This window comes from Gordonia sp. NPDC003950 (assembly GCF_053605205.1).
The window spans coordinates 126658-142211 of record NZ_JBSGIT010000006.1; the positions used below are offsets into that span (position 1 = coordinate 126658).

Genomic DNA, 15554 nt, shown 5'->3' on the forward strand with positions numbered 1-15554 from the left:
ACCGACTGATTGGTGTGCCGCCCCGTGCGGCGGCACCGACGAGGCGAAAGACAGCAAAAACAATGAGTGTGGGTGTCGTGCGCGAAACGGCCCCGGGTGAGCGTCGGGTGGCGCTTGTCCCGAAGGTGGTCGCGTCACTGGTGGGCAAGAAGGTCCCCGTCATCGTCGAGGAGGGCGCCGGGCTGGGCGCGTTGATTCCCGACGCAGCATACGTCGAAGCCGGCGCGACGATCGGCGATCCGTATTCCGCCGACGTCGTGTTGCGGGTGTCGCCGCCCTCGGATGAGGAGATCGGCAAACTGCGCAGTGGACAGAAGCTGATCGGCTTCCTCGCCCCGCGCAATGCCGACAACAAGATCGGTGCGCTCAAGGACGCCGGGATCGAGGCGTATGCCGTCGAGGCCATCCCGCGTATCTCGCGTGCTCAGGTGATGGACGCGCTGAGCTCGCAGGCCAACGTCTCCGGCTACAAGTCGGTCGTCGTGGCCGCCGACCTGTCGACGCGGTTCTTCCCGATGCTGACCACGGCTGCCGGCACGGTGAAGCCGGCGACGGTGCTGGTGCTCGGTGTCGGCGTGGCCGGCCTGCAGGCGCTGGCCACCGCCAAGCGTCTCGGCGGGCGCACCACCGGATACGACGTGCGCCCCGAGGTCGCCGAGCAGGTCCGCTCCGTCGGTGCGCAGTGGCTCGACCTCGGCATCGACGCCGCCGGTGAGGGCGGATACGCCCGCGAACTCACCGATGAGGAACGTGCGAAGCAGCAGCAGGCGCTCGAGGACGCGATCAAGGGTTTCGACGTGGTCATCACCACAGCGCTGGTACCCGGCCGTCCCGCACCGCGGCTGGTGACCGCCGCCGCGGTGGAGGGGATGAAGCCGGGCAGCGTGGTCGTCGACCTCGCCGGCGAGACCGGTGGCAACTGCGAGTTGACCGAGCCTGGTCAGACCGTCGTCAAACACGACGTCACGATCACCTCGCCGCTGAACCTGCCGGCCACCATGCCCGAACATGCCAGCGAGTTGTATGCGAAGAATCTGTTCGCCCTCATCGACCTGATGCTCGATGAGAATGGCGCGCTCACACCCGATTTCACCGACGAGGTCATCTCCGCGTCGTGTGTCACCAAGGAGGCGGCGGCCTGATGTACACCGAACTTCTGGCGAATATCGCCATTCTGGTCCTGGCCGGCTTCGTCGGCTTCGCGGTCATCTCGAAGGTCCCCAACACCCTGCACACCCCACTCATGTCGGGTACCAACGCGATTCACGGCATCGTCGTGCTCGGCGCGCTGGTGGTGCTGGGCTCTCTGCCCGCCGACGCCGGGTGGGGTGTGCGCATCATCGCCTTCGTCGCGTTGGTCTTCGGAACCCTCAACGTGGTCGGCGGCTTCGCCGTGACCGACCGCATGCTGGGAATGTTCAAGGGTAAGAAGGAGTCCGCCAAGTGAGCGCCGCAATTCTCGCCGCCGAGTCCGGACAGGTCTCCGAGGCACTCGGCTACGGCGTCACCGCCCTCTACATCGTCGCCTTCTCGCTGTTCATCTACGGCCTGATGGGACTGACCGGACCCAAGACCGCGGTGCGTGGCAACTGGATCGCCGCGGTCGGCATGGGGATCGCCATCGTCGCGACGCTGATCGGCGTCTACAACAACGCCGGTGACGCGGGCGTCCCGTCGATCAACTGGATTCTCATCGTCGTCGGTCTGGCTGTCGGTGTGGCGCTGGGTATTCCGCCGGCGCTGAAAACCAAGATGACGGCCATGCCGCAGCTGGTCGCACTGTTCAACGGTGTCGGTGGTGGCACCGTCGCATTGATCGCGTGGGCCGAGTACATCGAGTCCGACGGCTTCACCGCCCTGCACGAGACCCCCGACGTGCATGTCATCGTCGGTTCGCTGTTCGCCGCGATCATCGGTTCGGTGTCGTTCTGGGGTTCGCTCGTCGCTTTCGCGAAGCTGCAGGAACTGCTCAACAAGAATCTGGAGAAGAAGCTCGTCGCCGCCGCGAAGGGTTTCCAGTTCGCCAACATCATCCTGGCCATCGCGGCGATCGCCATCGCGGTCTACATCGGGGTGTCGGCGGACTCCACCTCGGCGACCCCGTGGTTCTGGATCGTCGCGCTGCTCGTCGTGGCCGGTGTGATGGGGCTGTTCGTGGTGTTCCCGATCGGTGGCGCCGACATGCCGGTGGTCATCTCGCTGCTCAACGCGCTCACCGGATTGTCGGCTGCGGCAGCCGGTCTGGCGCTGAACAACCAGGCGATGATCGTCGCGGGCATGATCGTGGGTGCCTCCGGTTCGATCCTGACCAACCTGATGGCCAAGGCGATGAACCGTTCCATCCCGGCGATCGTGTTCGGCTCGTTCGGTGGCGGTGACGAAGGCGGCGCCGGAGTTGCCGGAGCGGCCGGAGGCACCGTCAAGGCCACCTCGGCCGCCGACGCCGCGATCCAGATGTCGTACGCCAACCAAGTGGTCGTGGTGCCCGGATACGGCCTGGCCGTCGCCCAGGCGCAGCACACCGTCAAGGAGATGGCGTCGCTGCTCGAGGCCAAGGGTGTCGAGGTCAAGTACGCCATCCATCCGGTCGCCGGTCGTATGCCCGGACACATGAATGTGCTTCTCGCCGAAGCGGATGTGCCGTACGACGCGATGAAGGAGATGGACGACATCAACGGCGAGTTCGGCCGCACCGACGTCGCCATCGTCATCGGCGCCAACGACGTCACCAACCCGGCTGCTCGCAACGATCCGGGGTCGCCCATCCACGGCATGCCGATCCTCAACGTCGATCAGGCCCGATCGGTGATCGTCCTCAAGCGCGGAATGTCCTCCGGCTATGCCGGTATCGAAAATCCGCTGTTCTACCTCGACCAGACGTCGATGCTCTTCGGTGACGCGAAGAAGTCCGTCGAGTCGATCATCGAGGAACTCAAGGCGCTCTGACACGTTCGTCCTGACAGGCGGCAGGGGAAGTCATCTTCCCCTGCCGCCTGTCTGTGTGTGGTGGAGAGCTTTGTTATCGAGACGAAACGTCGCCGAGGTGGTAGGACGCGACGCTCACACCTACTGTTACTGAAGTGACTGGTGTGACTCAGGTGAAACGGCGGTACCGACGGCTGGCGATCGGTGCCGTCGCCGTTGCATCACTGGGTGGGGTCGTCGTGGCCACGCAGCCGACCGACGACGGTGGCCTGCGACCGGTCGCGGTCAGCGTCGACCCGTCGTCGCTGTACAACTCCGCGCAACAACGATTCGCCGCGGGAGATGTCGCCGGCGGCCTGACGGAGTTGCGGCAGCTACTCACCCTCTCGCCCGGCGACGGCCAATCCCTGGCGCTGCAGGCCATCTGGGCCGACCAGATCGATGACGCGGACTCCGGACGCACCGCCCTGGACCGGCTGACCGTGGTCAACCCGCTGCTGGTGGCGACAGCGCGGCGGGTCATCACCGGGGTCACCGATGCCGCGGCGATCGTGCCGAGTACCGAATCCGCTGCCACGTCCGGGAATCCGGCGATCGTGATCCTCGGTTTCGGGCTCAGTCCGCAAGGGAAGATGGCACCGGAGTTGATCAAACGCCTGGCGGCCGGAAAAGCTCAGGCGCAGGCTGACCCGACGGCTCCGATCGTGGTCACCGGCGGCAAGCCGCAGAACGGCCTCACCGAGGCCGCCGCGATGCGTACCTGGTTGGTGGACAACGGGATCGACGCCTCCCGGATCGTCACCGAGGACCGGTCGGTCTCGACGATGTCCAATGCGCAGAACAGTGCCACCATCCTGGCCGCCCGTGGCATCAGCTCGGTCGTCCTCGTGACGTCACCGAATCACATCCGTCGTGCCGCAGCGGATTTCGCCGCGGCCGGACTTTCGGTCACCGGTGCCGTCACCACACCGACGGACCTGACAAAGTACGCGACGCCGCTGAGCAAGGACAAGCAGACCGGTATCCGGGTGGAGGCCACCCGCGCCGCCGGGCTGCCGGCGTCGCGGCAACCGCTGCTGCCGTCGGATCAACTGCCCGACGTCGGACCGGGCCTGATCGGCGATATCGGCGGCAAGATCCTTGAGCAACTGGGAGTTTCGGGTTCGGCCGGATGAGCTGAGCACGGTGACACCGGCGTCGTGACGCAGCCCACGTCGCCACGGGGTTCGCGGCGATTCTCACGTCGCCGCCTTTTGCGCCGAAACCTTGATGTCACGAGAAATCGGTACCTTCGGGCATATGGGATCAATTGGGGGAATCCGACAACAACATGCGCATACGACCATACGAGACGTGGTCCGCTACGACCTACCGGCATCGATGGTGGTTTTCCTTGTGGCGCTGCCACTTTCGATAGGTATTGCCATCGCTTCCGGTGCGCCGGTGATGGCGGGATTGATCGCCGCGGTCGTCGGCGGCATCGTCGCGGGACTGATCGGCGGGAGCCCGCTGCAGGTATCGGGGCCGGCGGCCGGACTCACGGTGGTGGTCGCCGAACTCGTCGCCAACTTCGGCTGGAAGGTCACCTGCGCGATCACGGTGTGCGCGGGCATCCTGCAGATCATCTTCGGGCTCAGCAGGATTGCCGGCGCCGCGCTGGCGATCGCACCAGTAGTCGTTCATGCCATGCTGGCCGGCATCGGCATCACCATTGCGTTGCAACAGATTCACGTACTGTTCGGCGGTTCGTCATCGAGTTCTGCCGTCACCAACCTGACCGAACTGCCTGATCGGGTCAACCACGCACAGTGGTCGGCGGCCTTCATCGGCTTCCTCGTCATCGCCCTGCTGGTCGGATAGAAGTATCTGCCCGCGCCGATACGGAAGGTGCCCGGACCGCTCGGCGCGATCGTGATCGCCACCGTCGTCGCCGCTGTCACAGGCCCGGACATCCAGCGGATCACGTTGGACGGCAACTTCTTCGAATCCATCAGTCTGCCGGAGCTGCCCACTGACAACTGGTCGGGGTTCGTGCTCGGAGCCCTGACCGTCGCCCTGATCGCCAGCGTCGAATCGTTGCTGTCGGCGGTCGCGGTCGACAAGATGCATGACGGGGTGCGCAGCGACTTCAACTGCGAACTCCTCGGGCAGGGCAGCGCGAACATGCTCTCCGGCGCACTCGGCGGCCTGCCGGTGACCGGGGTGATCGTGCGCAGCACGACCAACGTCAACACCGGTGCCCGTACCCGGTGGTCCGCTGTGCTGCACGGTATCTGGGTGTTCGTGTTCGCGGTCTTCCTCACCGCATTGGTGGAGCAGATCCCGACCGCAGCGCTTGCCGGCCTGCTCGTCGTCATCGGCATGCAGCTGGTGAAGCTCGCGCACATGAAGACCGCACTGCGCACCGGTGACCTGTGGGTGTACGGCGTCACCGTGGTCTCGGTCGTGTTCCTGAGCCTGCTCGAGGGCGTCGCCATCGGGCTCGCACTCGCGGTGGCACTGGTCTTGTGGCGGGTGATCCGCGCCGACATCCATGTCGACGAGATGCCCGACGACACCCACGTCATCCGGATTCGTGGGTCACTGAGTTTCCTGTCGCTGCCGCGGGTCAACAGTGTGCTGCGCCGCATCCCCGACGACGTGCCGGTGACCGTCGAACTCGACACCGACTTCCTCGACCACGCGGCATCGGAGATGCTGGAGGACTGGATTCGGTTGCGCCGCAGTGGAGGTGCGACGGTTCAGATACTCGAACGCGGAAAGGCCCGGCTGGCGGACGCGGCGCAGGCACCACCGAAGCGGCACACCGGTGGCGTGGTGGGGCTGACCCCGTGGCGAAGCCGAGCAACATGGTCCGATTCGCAGGTCGCCGACGTCCCGCCGGCGTTGCGGTCCATCATGGCCGGGGTCACCGAGTATCACCGCGACCACGCCGAGGTGATGCGCGCACACCTGGCCGACGTCGTCGACTACCAACGGCCCGACGGCTTCTTCCTGACCTGTGCCGACTCACGGATCATGCCGAACATCATCACCTCCAGTGGCCCCGGGGATCTGTTCACCGTCCGCAACGTCGGCAACCTGGTACCGTCGGGCGGTTCCGATGAATCCACCGAGGCGGCACTGCAGTTCGCGGTCTCCGAGGTCGGCGTGACGTCGGTGGTGGTGTGTGGCCACTCCTCGTGCGGGGCGATGCGAGCCCTCGCGGCGTCGGAAACCGGCAGCAACCCGGACTCCGCACTGCAGCGCTGGTTGGATCGTGCATTCCCGAGTCTCGCCGCGCAGCGACTCGGGCATCCGGCCGGCCGGGCGGCGGCCGCCCTCGGGTTCGACGACGTCGACCAACTCGCGGTGGTCAACGTCGCCAAGCAGGTCGAGACTCTGACGAGGCACCCGGTCGTCGGGCGTGCAGCGGCCGAGTCGACCCTGCGGATCGTCGGTCTCTACTACGACATTCGCGCCGCGCGGGTCTACGAGGTCACCCAGACCGGCATCCACCTCGCCGGGGTGGGACATCACGTGAAGCCAATGGCCGCCGAAGCTCAACCCGCGTTGGGATAGATGGCGGATACGGCTCGGCCGGCGGTGGACAACCCCGCCGGCCGAGCCCTTCCCTTACCGGTCAAGCCGGTCCGCTCCTTCCGCCGGTCGAGCCGTCCCACCCGCTGGCCGAGCCCGCCCCTTTCCGTTGGCCGACCGGCACTCTACCCCCGTCTCGAGCGGGACCCTTCCCCCGTTGGTCGAGCCGGCCCTTTCTGTTGGTCGAGCCGGTCCGGAGCGATAGCGGAGGACCGTGTCGAGACCTCCGCAACCCGACGACGAAACCGGTCCACCGCCAACCGAACCCACCTCTCGCCGGTCGAGACGGTGAGGAGCGCGAGCGACGAGCCGTGTCGAGACCTCCGCAATCCGACAGCGAAACCGGGCCACCGCCAACCGAACCCACGTCTCGCCGGTCGAGCCGGTGGGGAGCGCAAGCGACGAGCCGTGTCGAGACCTCCGCAACTCGACAGCGAAACCGGTCCACTGCCAACCGAACCCAAGCGTGACAGAACTGACAGCATTCACCCCCAACCGATTCCGCTTCGGAGAAAGTTGTCGGTGGTCGCCGATACACTTGACTCACTTCAGTTGATCCGACCGAGCCGAGGAGGTGAACATCATGGCCGACACAATGATTCAGACCAAGCAGGTTCCAGAACTGTCGATGACCCCCGACGACGCCGCCATGATCGATCACCTCCCCGGCGAAGCCGCCACCGTCCTGGCCCGCTCCCTGCAACGCCAGGAACGACAGGTCATCGCTCGGAAAGTCCTGTCCGCGGCGCGGATCGGGCAGAGCGTCTTCCTCGACATGCTGACCTCGGGCCACGAGATCAACTGCCACACCGACGACGGCGCCGACAAAGCCGCCACCAGCAAGATATCGACAGGCCTTGGAGTCTCAGTCCCCAAAGCCAAAGCCTGGATGGCATTGAGCTCTGTGCTGTCGACGCTCCCGACGGTGACCGCAGCGTTCCTCGACGGTGACCACTCGTTGGAACGCATCCGCATCATCGCCGACGAGATCGTCGTCCTCTCCGACGACGACGTCCGCGCCTTCGCCGAAACCCGCGCATTGGAGATCGCCGAACGTAATCAGGCCGATCCGACCCTGCGGGATCAGGTCGCCGAGATGGTGATCGCGCTGGACCCCGATGGTGCCGCAGACCGGCGAGAAGACGCGGCCGAACGTGACCAGAATGTGCGGGTGCGGCGAGACACCAACGGGCACTGCAACATCTCCGTCTACGCGCCCGGGGAGATGGGCGCGCACCTCGCGGCACGCATCGCGAAGATGATCAACGTCCGCATCTGCACTCGTGATCCGCGTCGCCGCGGTCAGCAGCGGGTCGCGGCGTTCGCCGAGATCCAAGGACTGCCCGGCGCGCATCTGTCGTGTGAGTGCGGACTCGACGACTGCCCGCGCGCGGTGCCGTTGCCGGAGGAACCTGCCGATCTCGACCCGGCCGGCGATCTACCGCATGATGTTGATGCTGATCGCGCTGCGCAACTGGACTTCTCCGAGAGCGACACCATTGACAACGCCGATGCAGGCGCCGAGGGCGAGGATGAATCGGCAGACTCGGACGACGACACCGACGCGCAGCTGCTTCTGGATCTGGCCATCGATCCGGTCGGGCAGCGCGAAGCCCGGCTGGCGGGCTTCGGGGTGATCGATGATTCCCATGCCGCTCACCTGATTCGGTTGGGGCTGGTCGAGGTCTTGGAGTTCCCCGGGCTGGAGATCCCGCGCACCGCCGGCATCGTGACCTCGTTGGATCGGGTACCCGCAGCCTGGCGCCGCCCCGACATCCCGTTCCCCGCAACGCCGATTGACCCGAGCGGGCACGGCGGCTACCTCACCCCACCGAAGGGTGCGTTGACGTATCGGATACCGGCGTGGTTGCGGGAGAAGATCATCGAGTTGGATGGCACCTGCCGGTACCCCCATTGCGGTCGGCCGGCCAGTGAATGCCAGATCGATCACGTGGTGAAGTTTGTGCACCGCGATCCGAAGACCGGTGGTTGGACCGTGGAGTTCAACCTGATGCCGTTGTGCATCGCGTGCCATCAGCGAAAACATATGGGGTTGTTGATCCCCACCATGCTCACCGATCGGGCTGTGGTGTGGCGAGACCCGGTCACCGGGGAGACTATCACCACGTATCCGCGGTAAGAGGCCGGCTTCGGCCTGCCTCCGGGTGGTGCTGCGCTGCAACCGCTTTCCAGCTCCATGTTGCGAGGTCTCGAGGCCCGTCGCCCAGGGGCTCCTCGCTCCTCGACCGGCGGATGGGTGGCGTGACCTCGTGTCCGGGGAAACCATCACCACGAATCCGCGGTAAGAGGCTGGCTTCGGCCTGCTGTCGGGTGGTGCTGTGCTGTGATCGGGTTCCAGCGTCGTGTTGCGTGGTCTCGAGGCTCGTCGCCCAGGGGCTCCTCGCTCCTCGACCGGCGGATGGGTGGCGTGACCTCGTGTCCGGGGAAACCATCACCACGAATCCGCGGTAGGCGGCTGGCTTCGGCCTGCTGTCGGGTGGTGCTGTGCTGTGATCGGGTTCCAGCGTCGTGTTGCGTGGTCTCGAGGCTCGTCGCCCAGGGGCTCCTCGCTCCTCGACCGGCGAATGGGCGGCGGCGGCTCGACCGGGGGTGGGCGGCTCGACCGGCGGGATGCGGCGGCTCCGACGGCGCGCCGACAGCTCGGTGGGTTCATTCGGGTGAACGGACGCCGATCGGGCGTCGGTGCGGCCACCCCCTAGGATGGCCCGCATGACCATTCGGGGTGGCTATGACGTGGACCTGCGCTCCCTGATCGATGTGTTGGGGACCAATCTCTACTCGAATCCAGGCGTTTACGTCCGCGAACTACTGCAGAACGCGATCGACGCACAGACCGTGGCCGGAAAGTCGACCAGCGCCATCGACATCGACGTCGATGGCGACACCTTCACACTGACGGACCGGGGAACGGGGATGTCGCCCGACGTCATCGGTGACCTGCTCGGCACCATCGGTCGCAGCTCCAAACGCGACGAGCTCGGATTCTCCACCGAGGACACCATCGGCCAATTCGGTGTCGGCATGCTCAGCGCGTTCCTCGTCGCCGACGAGGTAGCGGTCGATTCGCTTGCGCCGGGTCACCCGCCGGTGCGATGGACGGGATCGATGACCGGGTCGTTCGAGGTCGATGCCGGACACCGGACCGAACCGGGGACCACCATCACCCTTCGGGTCCGGCGAGGTTCGGACAAGTGGGTGAGTGCCGATGCCGTGCGATCCCTCGCCACCGAATACGCGGGTCTGCACCCGACTCCCATCCGGGTCAACGGTGAGCCACTCACCATGCCGGCCAACCCCTTTGGACCTGGCACGAACGCCGGTGACCTCGCTGCCCGTCGAATCGGGTTCTGCCAGGACGAATTCGGCTTCACGCCGCTCGAATCGTTCGAGGTGGAGGTCGGGCAGGCCGGACTGCGCGGCGTCGCGTTCGTGCGGCCGGGATCATCCGGCACGTCCCACCGGTCCGGCCATCGATGTTATGTGAAGGGTCTGGCCGTCGGTGATGTCCCGGACCTGCTGCCCGACTGGGCCTACTTCGTCCGACTGGTCGTCGACGCGTCGGCGCTCTCGCTGACCGCATCTCGCGAGGGCCTGGTCAAGGACGAACTGTTCACCGAGGTGCGGGACAGCCTGGCCGCCCAGGTCCAGGAGTGGTTGATCGGCCTGGGCACCAACACCTCGGTGCGTGAACGCTTCCTGTCGGTACACGAGATGGGCATCAAGGCGATCGCCACCGGCACACCGGAGCTCCTACGGTTCGTCGACCGGCACTGCCTGTTCGAGACCAACTTCGGTGCGATGGCTCCGTCGGCCTTCCGGGCCAGGTTCACCACGATGCGGTACACGGCGAGCGTCGACGACTTCCGGGTGCTCGGCGACATCCTCGCCCACCGCGGCGTCGGACTCATCAACGCCGGACACGCATTCGAGTCGGGTGTTCTCCGAGAGTTGGTGCGCGCCAACCCGGATCTGTCCTGCGAGGTGATCGGCCAGGAGTATCTGCTCAATACGATCGCCACCCCGACACCCGACGTCCGCGACGAGTATGCCCGCCTCCTCGACGCCGCCCGCACCGCGCTCCTCCGGTTCGGATGCCGCGTGGAACTGGGCTCCTTCGAGCCGGAAACCCTTGCCTCGCTGCTCATCACCGACGACTCGGCGCAACTGGCCAACGATCGTGCGCAGATGCTCGCCGAGGTCGACGGCGAACCCGACGTCTGGCTGTCGGCGCTGTCCTCCCTGGAGGACGACGCCCCCGCCGTCGACACCCGGCCGGCGTTGGTGCTCAACACCGGTAATCCGCTGATCAAACGCCTCAACCACATTGCGGACACCACGGTGCAGGGCGCGGTCCTGCGAACCCTGTACGGACAGGCCGCCATCCGCACCCGACGACCGGTTCGCGGTTCGGTGGCCGCCGAGGTCGACGATGCCCTGACCACCCTCGCCGAACTCGCCACCCGAACGGAGAAGTCTTGACCCTCGACGCCGCCGACGATCTGAACCAGTTCCGCAGCGACCTCTGGTACGCCCGCTACGGTGACCCCCGGTTCGGATACGAGGACTTCACCCCTTTTCCCTCACTGATCGCCCGCGCCGACGCGATCGGCGATCCGTACTGGATGTTCTATGCACGCCTGGAGGCGGTTGCCTCGGCTCAGTGGTCGGGCCGGCTGACCGATGTCCTCACCCTGTCCGCCTGGCTGCTTCGTGAGATCGACACGAAAGGCCCTGCACTGGAACTGGATTCCGACGACATCGCCACCCTGCACATTCGCCTGACCGGACTCGTCGAGCAGATCGACGAACTGCCGCAGATGAGTGTGGAACAGATCCACGCGCTCACCGACGACTGGGCCCGGCGCGCCACCGCCGACGGGCACGAGGCGGCATCGGTGGTGCGTCTGACCCAGGCGAGAATGGCCATGTACCAAGGAGATCCGGATCGCGCCATCGAGATGCTGGCCGATGCGCAGTATCTCGCGGCACCGGAGAACACCTGCGCGGCAGGGGCCCGGGCGGAGATCGCCGAACTGTACGCCCGGATGGGTCGCGACGAGTTGGCCATCGCCCTCGTCGAGGCCGATCTCGTCGACGACGGGAATCGCTGCAACTTCTTTCCCGCCGAAACCTACGCACCGCTCATCGTGCCCTACGCCCGGCAGGGCCGCCGGGGCGACGTGATCCGGGCGGCCCGCGCGATCGACGAGGTCTACGGTCGACTGCCGCAACCACCCGCCACCGTCGCCGACGCGATCGTCGGGTTGCTGCTCGTCGACGAACTCGCCGCGGCACACGAACTGGCGGTGCGCCGCATTGACGACCTCGTGAATCCGTACAGCCCGATGGAGGAGCTGCGCAAGGCGGCAGCGCTGGCGGCCACCTTCGCCTCGCTCGCTGCGGTCGACCCGGATACCACGGTGCCGCAACGACTGTCGCTGTCAGAGCCGCCGCAGAAGCGGCCGGTGGCCGAGCTCGCCGACGACCTCGCCGGGCGGGCCCGCGCATTGGCCGCCCGGTTCGACGTCCGCAACCACAGCACCGTCGTCTCCGAGCAGACCGAGATGGTGCTGGCGATTCGGGCGACGGGGCACCCCGCCGCCGACGTCATCCCGGTCTCCAGGCGCGACGCGCGTGGCCTGCTGTCGGGGATATTCGCGTTCCGCAACTCCTCCATGCGTCGCGCCGAGGAATGTGCCCGACGGTTGCGAGACCATCTCGACGAACTCGATCCCGTCGATGTGGTGCAGGCGGAGAACCACTTTGCCTGGGAGGAGCGCGGGAATCCCGAGACGGCGATCGCCGCACTGCATGCCGCGGCCGATCGTGCTGTCGCGGTGGGCCGTCCGCATTGGGCGGTGCAGTCACGCCTTCTCGCCACCGCGCTGGCCATCGAATCGGGGTCCGCCTCCCGCGAGGACCTCGACGATTTCCAGGGTCCCGATCCGAGTTGGGAACCGCAACGACAGGCCAATATCTGGAAGGTGGCAGCCATGGTCTTCGCGAATCTCGGGGACCGCGACCGGGCGATGGACTCCGTCGATCGAGCCCTGAACGCGCTCGGGGACCCGGACGAGGCGAAGGCACTGACCGACGAGGACGACTCGCCGGTGAGCGATGCATGGACGATACGCTCGGGTTTGTTGCGGACGCGCGCGAATCTGCGCAACGCCGCCGGGCAGGACGCCGGTGGGGACAGTGATGCCGCGGTCGTCGCCGCGCGTCGCGCGTTGGCCACGGCCGCCACTCCGGATCAACGACTCGAAGCCGGCACCGGCCTCGTCGAGGTGCTTCGCTCGGCCACGGCCGAACAGCAGCAGACCGATCTCCAGGGGGCGTTGCCGCTGCTCGACGAGGCGCTGGCCCACTCGCGCTATGTGCAGCGCGCCGAAGTGCTGATGTACCGGCACCAGATCCGTGCGGCCACAGGTGATCTCGACGGTGCCATCGATGACGCCGAGCAGGCACAGGCCGTGCTCACCGTGGAAGGCCTCGCCCACCCGGCCGACGCGGTGGCCATCGATCTCGCGGGCACCATGCTCGACCGCGGAGACGATCCGCGGTCGGTGCTCGATATCGCGGTGCCGGCCACCGAGCGGCTGCTCTCACATGATGACCTGGAATCTGCGGATCGCGGGCGTCGTGTCATCGCCACGGCCCAAGCGCGCGCCGGGCTGCACACCGAGGCGGTCGCCACGATCTCCGCGGTCATCGATGCGCTGGCCGACGACACCCCCGCCGCGATCCGGGCCTCCATGCTGCGGTTCCGGGCCGACGAGAACGATCTGGTCGACCTCGACGACGCGGCGGGAGCCGATTACACCGCTGCGGCAGTGCTTTTCGAGGAGGCCGGCGAATCACTTGACGCCGCTGATGCGTTGCGGGGCGCGGGTGCGGCCGCCTTCTACATCGGTGATCACGCCACCGCCGAAGCGCGGTTGGCGCGGGCCGGGCATATCCTCGCGACCCTGCCCGATGACGTCGACACCGTCGCCCTGCGCGTGCGGGTCGACCTGGTGATCGCCGATGTTCGCAAGTTCTCCGACCCCGACGGTGCACGCAACCTCATCGACGGGGCGAAAGAGTTTGGCGCAACCAATGACTGGACGCCCGTCGTGGTGGCCGCATGCCGCATCGGCGCCCGACTCGAACATGAACAGGGCAACACCGCGCGGGCGCTCGCCCATCTCGACGAAGCCCTCGTGCATGCGCCCGACGATGAGAACCTACTCGGGTTCCGCGAGTACATCGTGGAGTCCCAGAACGGCGAGTAGCGCCGAACGGGTCAGAACATGATTGCACGGAAGTGCGTGATCAACCGGTCGCCGTCGATCAGGTGGAATGCGATCCCCGGCGGCTGACCACGGTTGATGATCTCGGTGCCCTCGAATGGCAGGTTCAGCGTGGAGGCCACACCCGGTGCGATGCACAGCGGTCGGTCGGCGAACCGGGTGACGCATGCCGAATGGGCGTGACCGCAGACGAATCCGACGATGTTCGGGTACCGCACCACGAGCTCGGCGAGACGTTCCTCGCCCGTCTGACGAATCGTGTCCATGAACGTCATACCGATCGTCACCGGAGGGTGATGAAACGCCACCAGCACGCGGGTGTCCGGCGGCGCCGCCTCGATCTGTACCGACATCCAGGCGAGGGTGTCGTCGTCGAGGTAGCCGTCGTTGCGGCCGGGGATGGAACTGTCGACCGACAAGAGCAGGACGTCGTCGACGAGCAGCGACGAGTTGATGGCGCTGGTGGTCCGTTCTCCGACGAGTTCGGCGCTGAAGTTGCCGCGCTCGTCGTGATTGCCCGCGGTGATGAGCATCGGCAGGGGCGAGTCCAGCACGCGGTAGGCCTCGACGTACTCACTGGGACTGCCCTCGTCGGCGACGTCGCCGGTCACCAGGAGGACATCGAGTCCGTCGGCGCGTGCGTTGATGTATCTCAGGGCCGACTCGATACGGGCGCGGTTGAACCGCGTCCCATTGAAGTGAAGGTCGCTGATGTGGGCGACAACGAACACACGAGCTCCTTGGTCCTCGACTCACATGAGGCTAACGGTATGACCTGGTGCGGGCACGCCGAGGGTCGGGCGACACCCGTAGTGCGATATGGACAACCTGCCGACATTGACAGTGGTGTGGCTCACTGTCAGAGTTGGCCGATGGTCCGACGACGACGCGCGAGCGACACCTTCGCTGGTCGGACCGCGATCGTCACCGGGGGTGGGTCGGGGATCGGCGCGGCATTCACGACGGCACTGGCCGTCGCCGGCGTCGACGTCGTGTGCACCGACGTCGACCTCGCCGCCGCGCAGCGGGTCGCCGAGGCGTGCGCCGCGCTACCCGGCACCGTCGGCGCCGCACACCTCGACGTGACCGATGCGGCGGCCGTCCGCGGGATCGTCGACTCGGTGGTCGAGAGCCATGGGCACCTCGATCTGATGTTCAACAACGCCGGAATCGCCCTCGGCGGCAACACCGAGATGCTGACGCCGCAGCAGTGGGACACCGTCGTCGACGTCAACATCCGAGGGGTCATCCACGGCGTCGCGGCGGCCTATCCGCACATGATCCGGCAGGGATCGGGGCATATCGTCAACACCGCGTCGATGGCCGGGCTGACCGCAGCCGGGCTGTTGACCAGCTATGTGATGAGCAAGCATGCGGTGGTGGGGCTGTCGCTGGCGCTGCGCACGGAGGCGGCCGCGCACGGCGTCGGGGTGCTGGCCGTGTGTCCGGCTGCGGTGGAGACACCGATGCTCGACGCCGACGGTGTCGGCGGCTTCGATGGACGCACGTATTACCTGTCCGGACAGGGGATCTCGACGCCGTACCCGGCGGCACGGCTGGCTGCGGAGACACTCGATGCCATCGCCCGCAATCGCCCACTGCTGGTGGTGCCCGTCCAGGCGCGGATGGCGTGGCGGTTCTCCCGGCTCGCACCGGGGCTGATGCAGACGATGGCCGCGAGGTTCGTTGCCGGACAACGGAAACGGCAGGGTCTGTAGGGATCGCGAAGGTTCGATC

The 15554-nt window shown here is 66.7% G+C and carries 9 protein-coding genes and 1 pseudogene; 9 read left to right on the forward strand and 1 reads right to left on the reverse strand.

What is annotated here, in order from left to right:
* Window positions 1–62: 62 nt before the first annotated feature.
* The 8 genes and pseudogenes from ACWETB_RS07105 (at window position 63) to ACWETB_RS07140 (ending at window position 13799) form a co-directional block, all read left to right on the forward strand.
* Window positions 63–1142 carry an NAD(P) transhydrogenase subunit alpha gene (locus ACWETB_RS07105; protein ID WP_348806522.1) on the forward strand — a complete coding sequence of 360 codons (1080 nt, stop codon included), beginning with the start codon at window positions 63–65 and terminating at the stop codon, window positions 1140–1142.
* Window positions 1142–1447: an NAD(P) transhydrogenase subunit alpha gene (locus ACWETB_RS07110; RefSeq protein ID WP_452210206.1), complete on the forward strand. Its 306-nt coding sequence runs from the start codon at window positions 1142–1144 to the stop codon at window positions 1445–1447. Before ACWETB_RS07105 ends, ACWETB_RS07110 begins: the two co-directional genes overlap by 1 nt.
* Window positions 1444–2946, forward strand: a complete 1503-nt coding sequence (locus ACWETB_RS07115) for an NAD(P)(+) transhydrogenase (Re/Si-specific) subunit beta (protein ID WP_452210208.1) — start codon at window positions 1444–1446, stop codon at window positions 2944–2946. Before ACWETB_RS07110 ends, ACWETB_RS07115 begins: the two co-directional genes overlap by 4 nt.
* A 143-nt stretch (window positions 2947–3089) precedes the next feature.
* The gene (locus tag ACWETB_RS07120; RefSeq protein ID WP_452210324.1) at window positions 3090–4100 is read left to right on the forward strand and encodes a YdcF family protein; all 1011 of its coding nucleotides are present in this window, start codon (window positions 3090–3092) and stop codon (window positions 4098–4100) included.
* A gap of 124 nt (window positions 4101–4224) precedes the next feature.
* Window positions 4225–6486 (forward strand): annotated as a pseudogene (locus ACWETB_RS07125) (SulP family inorganic anion transporter).
* Between the two features lie 601 nt (window positions 6487–7087).
* Window positions 7088–8644 carry an HNH endonuclease signature motif containing protein gene (locus tag ACWETB_RS07130; protein ID WP_348809673.1) on the forward strand — a complete coding sequence of 519 codons (1557 nt, stop codon included), beginning with the start codon at window positions 7088–7090 and terminating at the stop codon, window positions 8642–8644.
* Window positions 8645–9234: 590 nt separating this feature from the next.
* The gene (locus ACWETB_RS07135; protein WP_452210210.1) at window positions 9235–11004 is read left to right on the forward strand and encodes an HSP90 family protein; all 1770 of its coding nucleotides are present in this window, start codon (window positions 9235–9237) and stop codon (window positions 11002–11004) included.
* Entirely contained in the window at window positions 11001–13799 is a 2799-nt protein-coding gene (locus ACWETB_RS07140; protein ID WP_452210212.1) for a hypothetical protein, read from the forward strand. Before ACWETB_RS07135 ends, ACWETB_RS07140 begins: the two co-directional genes overlap by 4 nt.
* An 11-nt stretch (window positions 13800–13810) precedes the next feature.
* On the opposite strand, the gene ACWETB_RS07145 is transcribed toward ACWETB_RS07140, so the two are convergent.
* Window positions 13811–14548 (reverse strand): metallophosphoesterase, encoded by a 738-nt coding sequence (locus ACWETB_RS07145; protein WP_449742652.1) that lies wholly within the window; start codon window positions 14546–14548, stop codon window positions 13811–13813.
* Between the two features lie 141 nt (window positions 14549–14689).
* Between ACWETB_RS07145 and ACWETB_RS07150 the strand changes: the two genes are divergently transcribed.
* Window positions 14690–15535, forward strand: a complete 846-nt coding sequence (locus ACWETB_RS07150; RefSeq protein WP_452210214.1) for an SDR family NAD(P)-dependent oxidoreductase — start codon at window positions 14690–14692, stop codon at window positions 15533–15535.
* Window positions 15536–15554 lie beyond the last annotated feature (19 nt).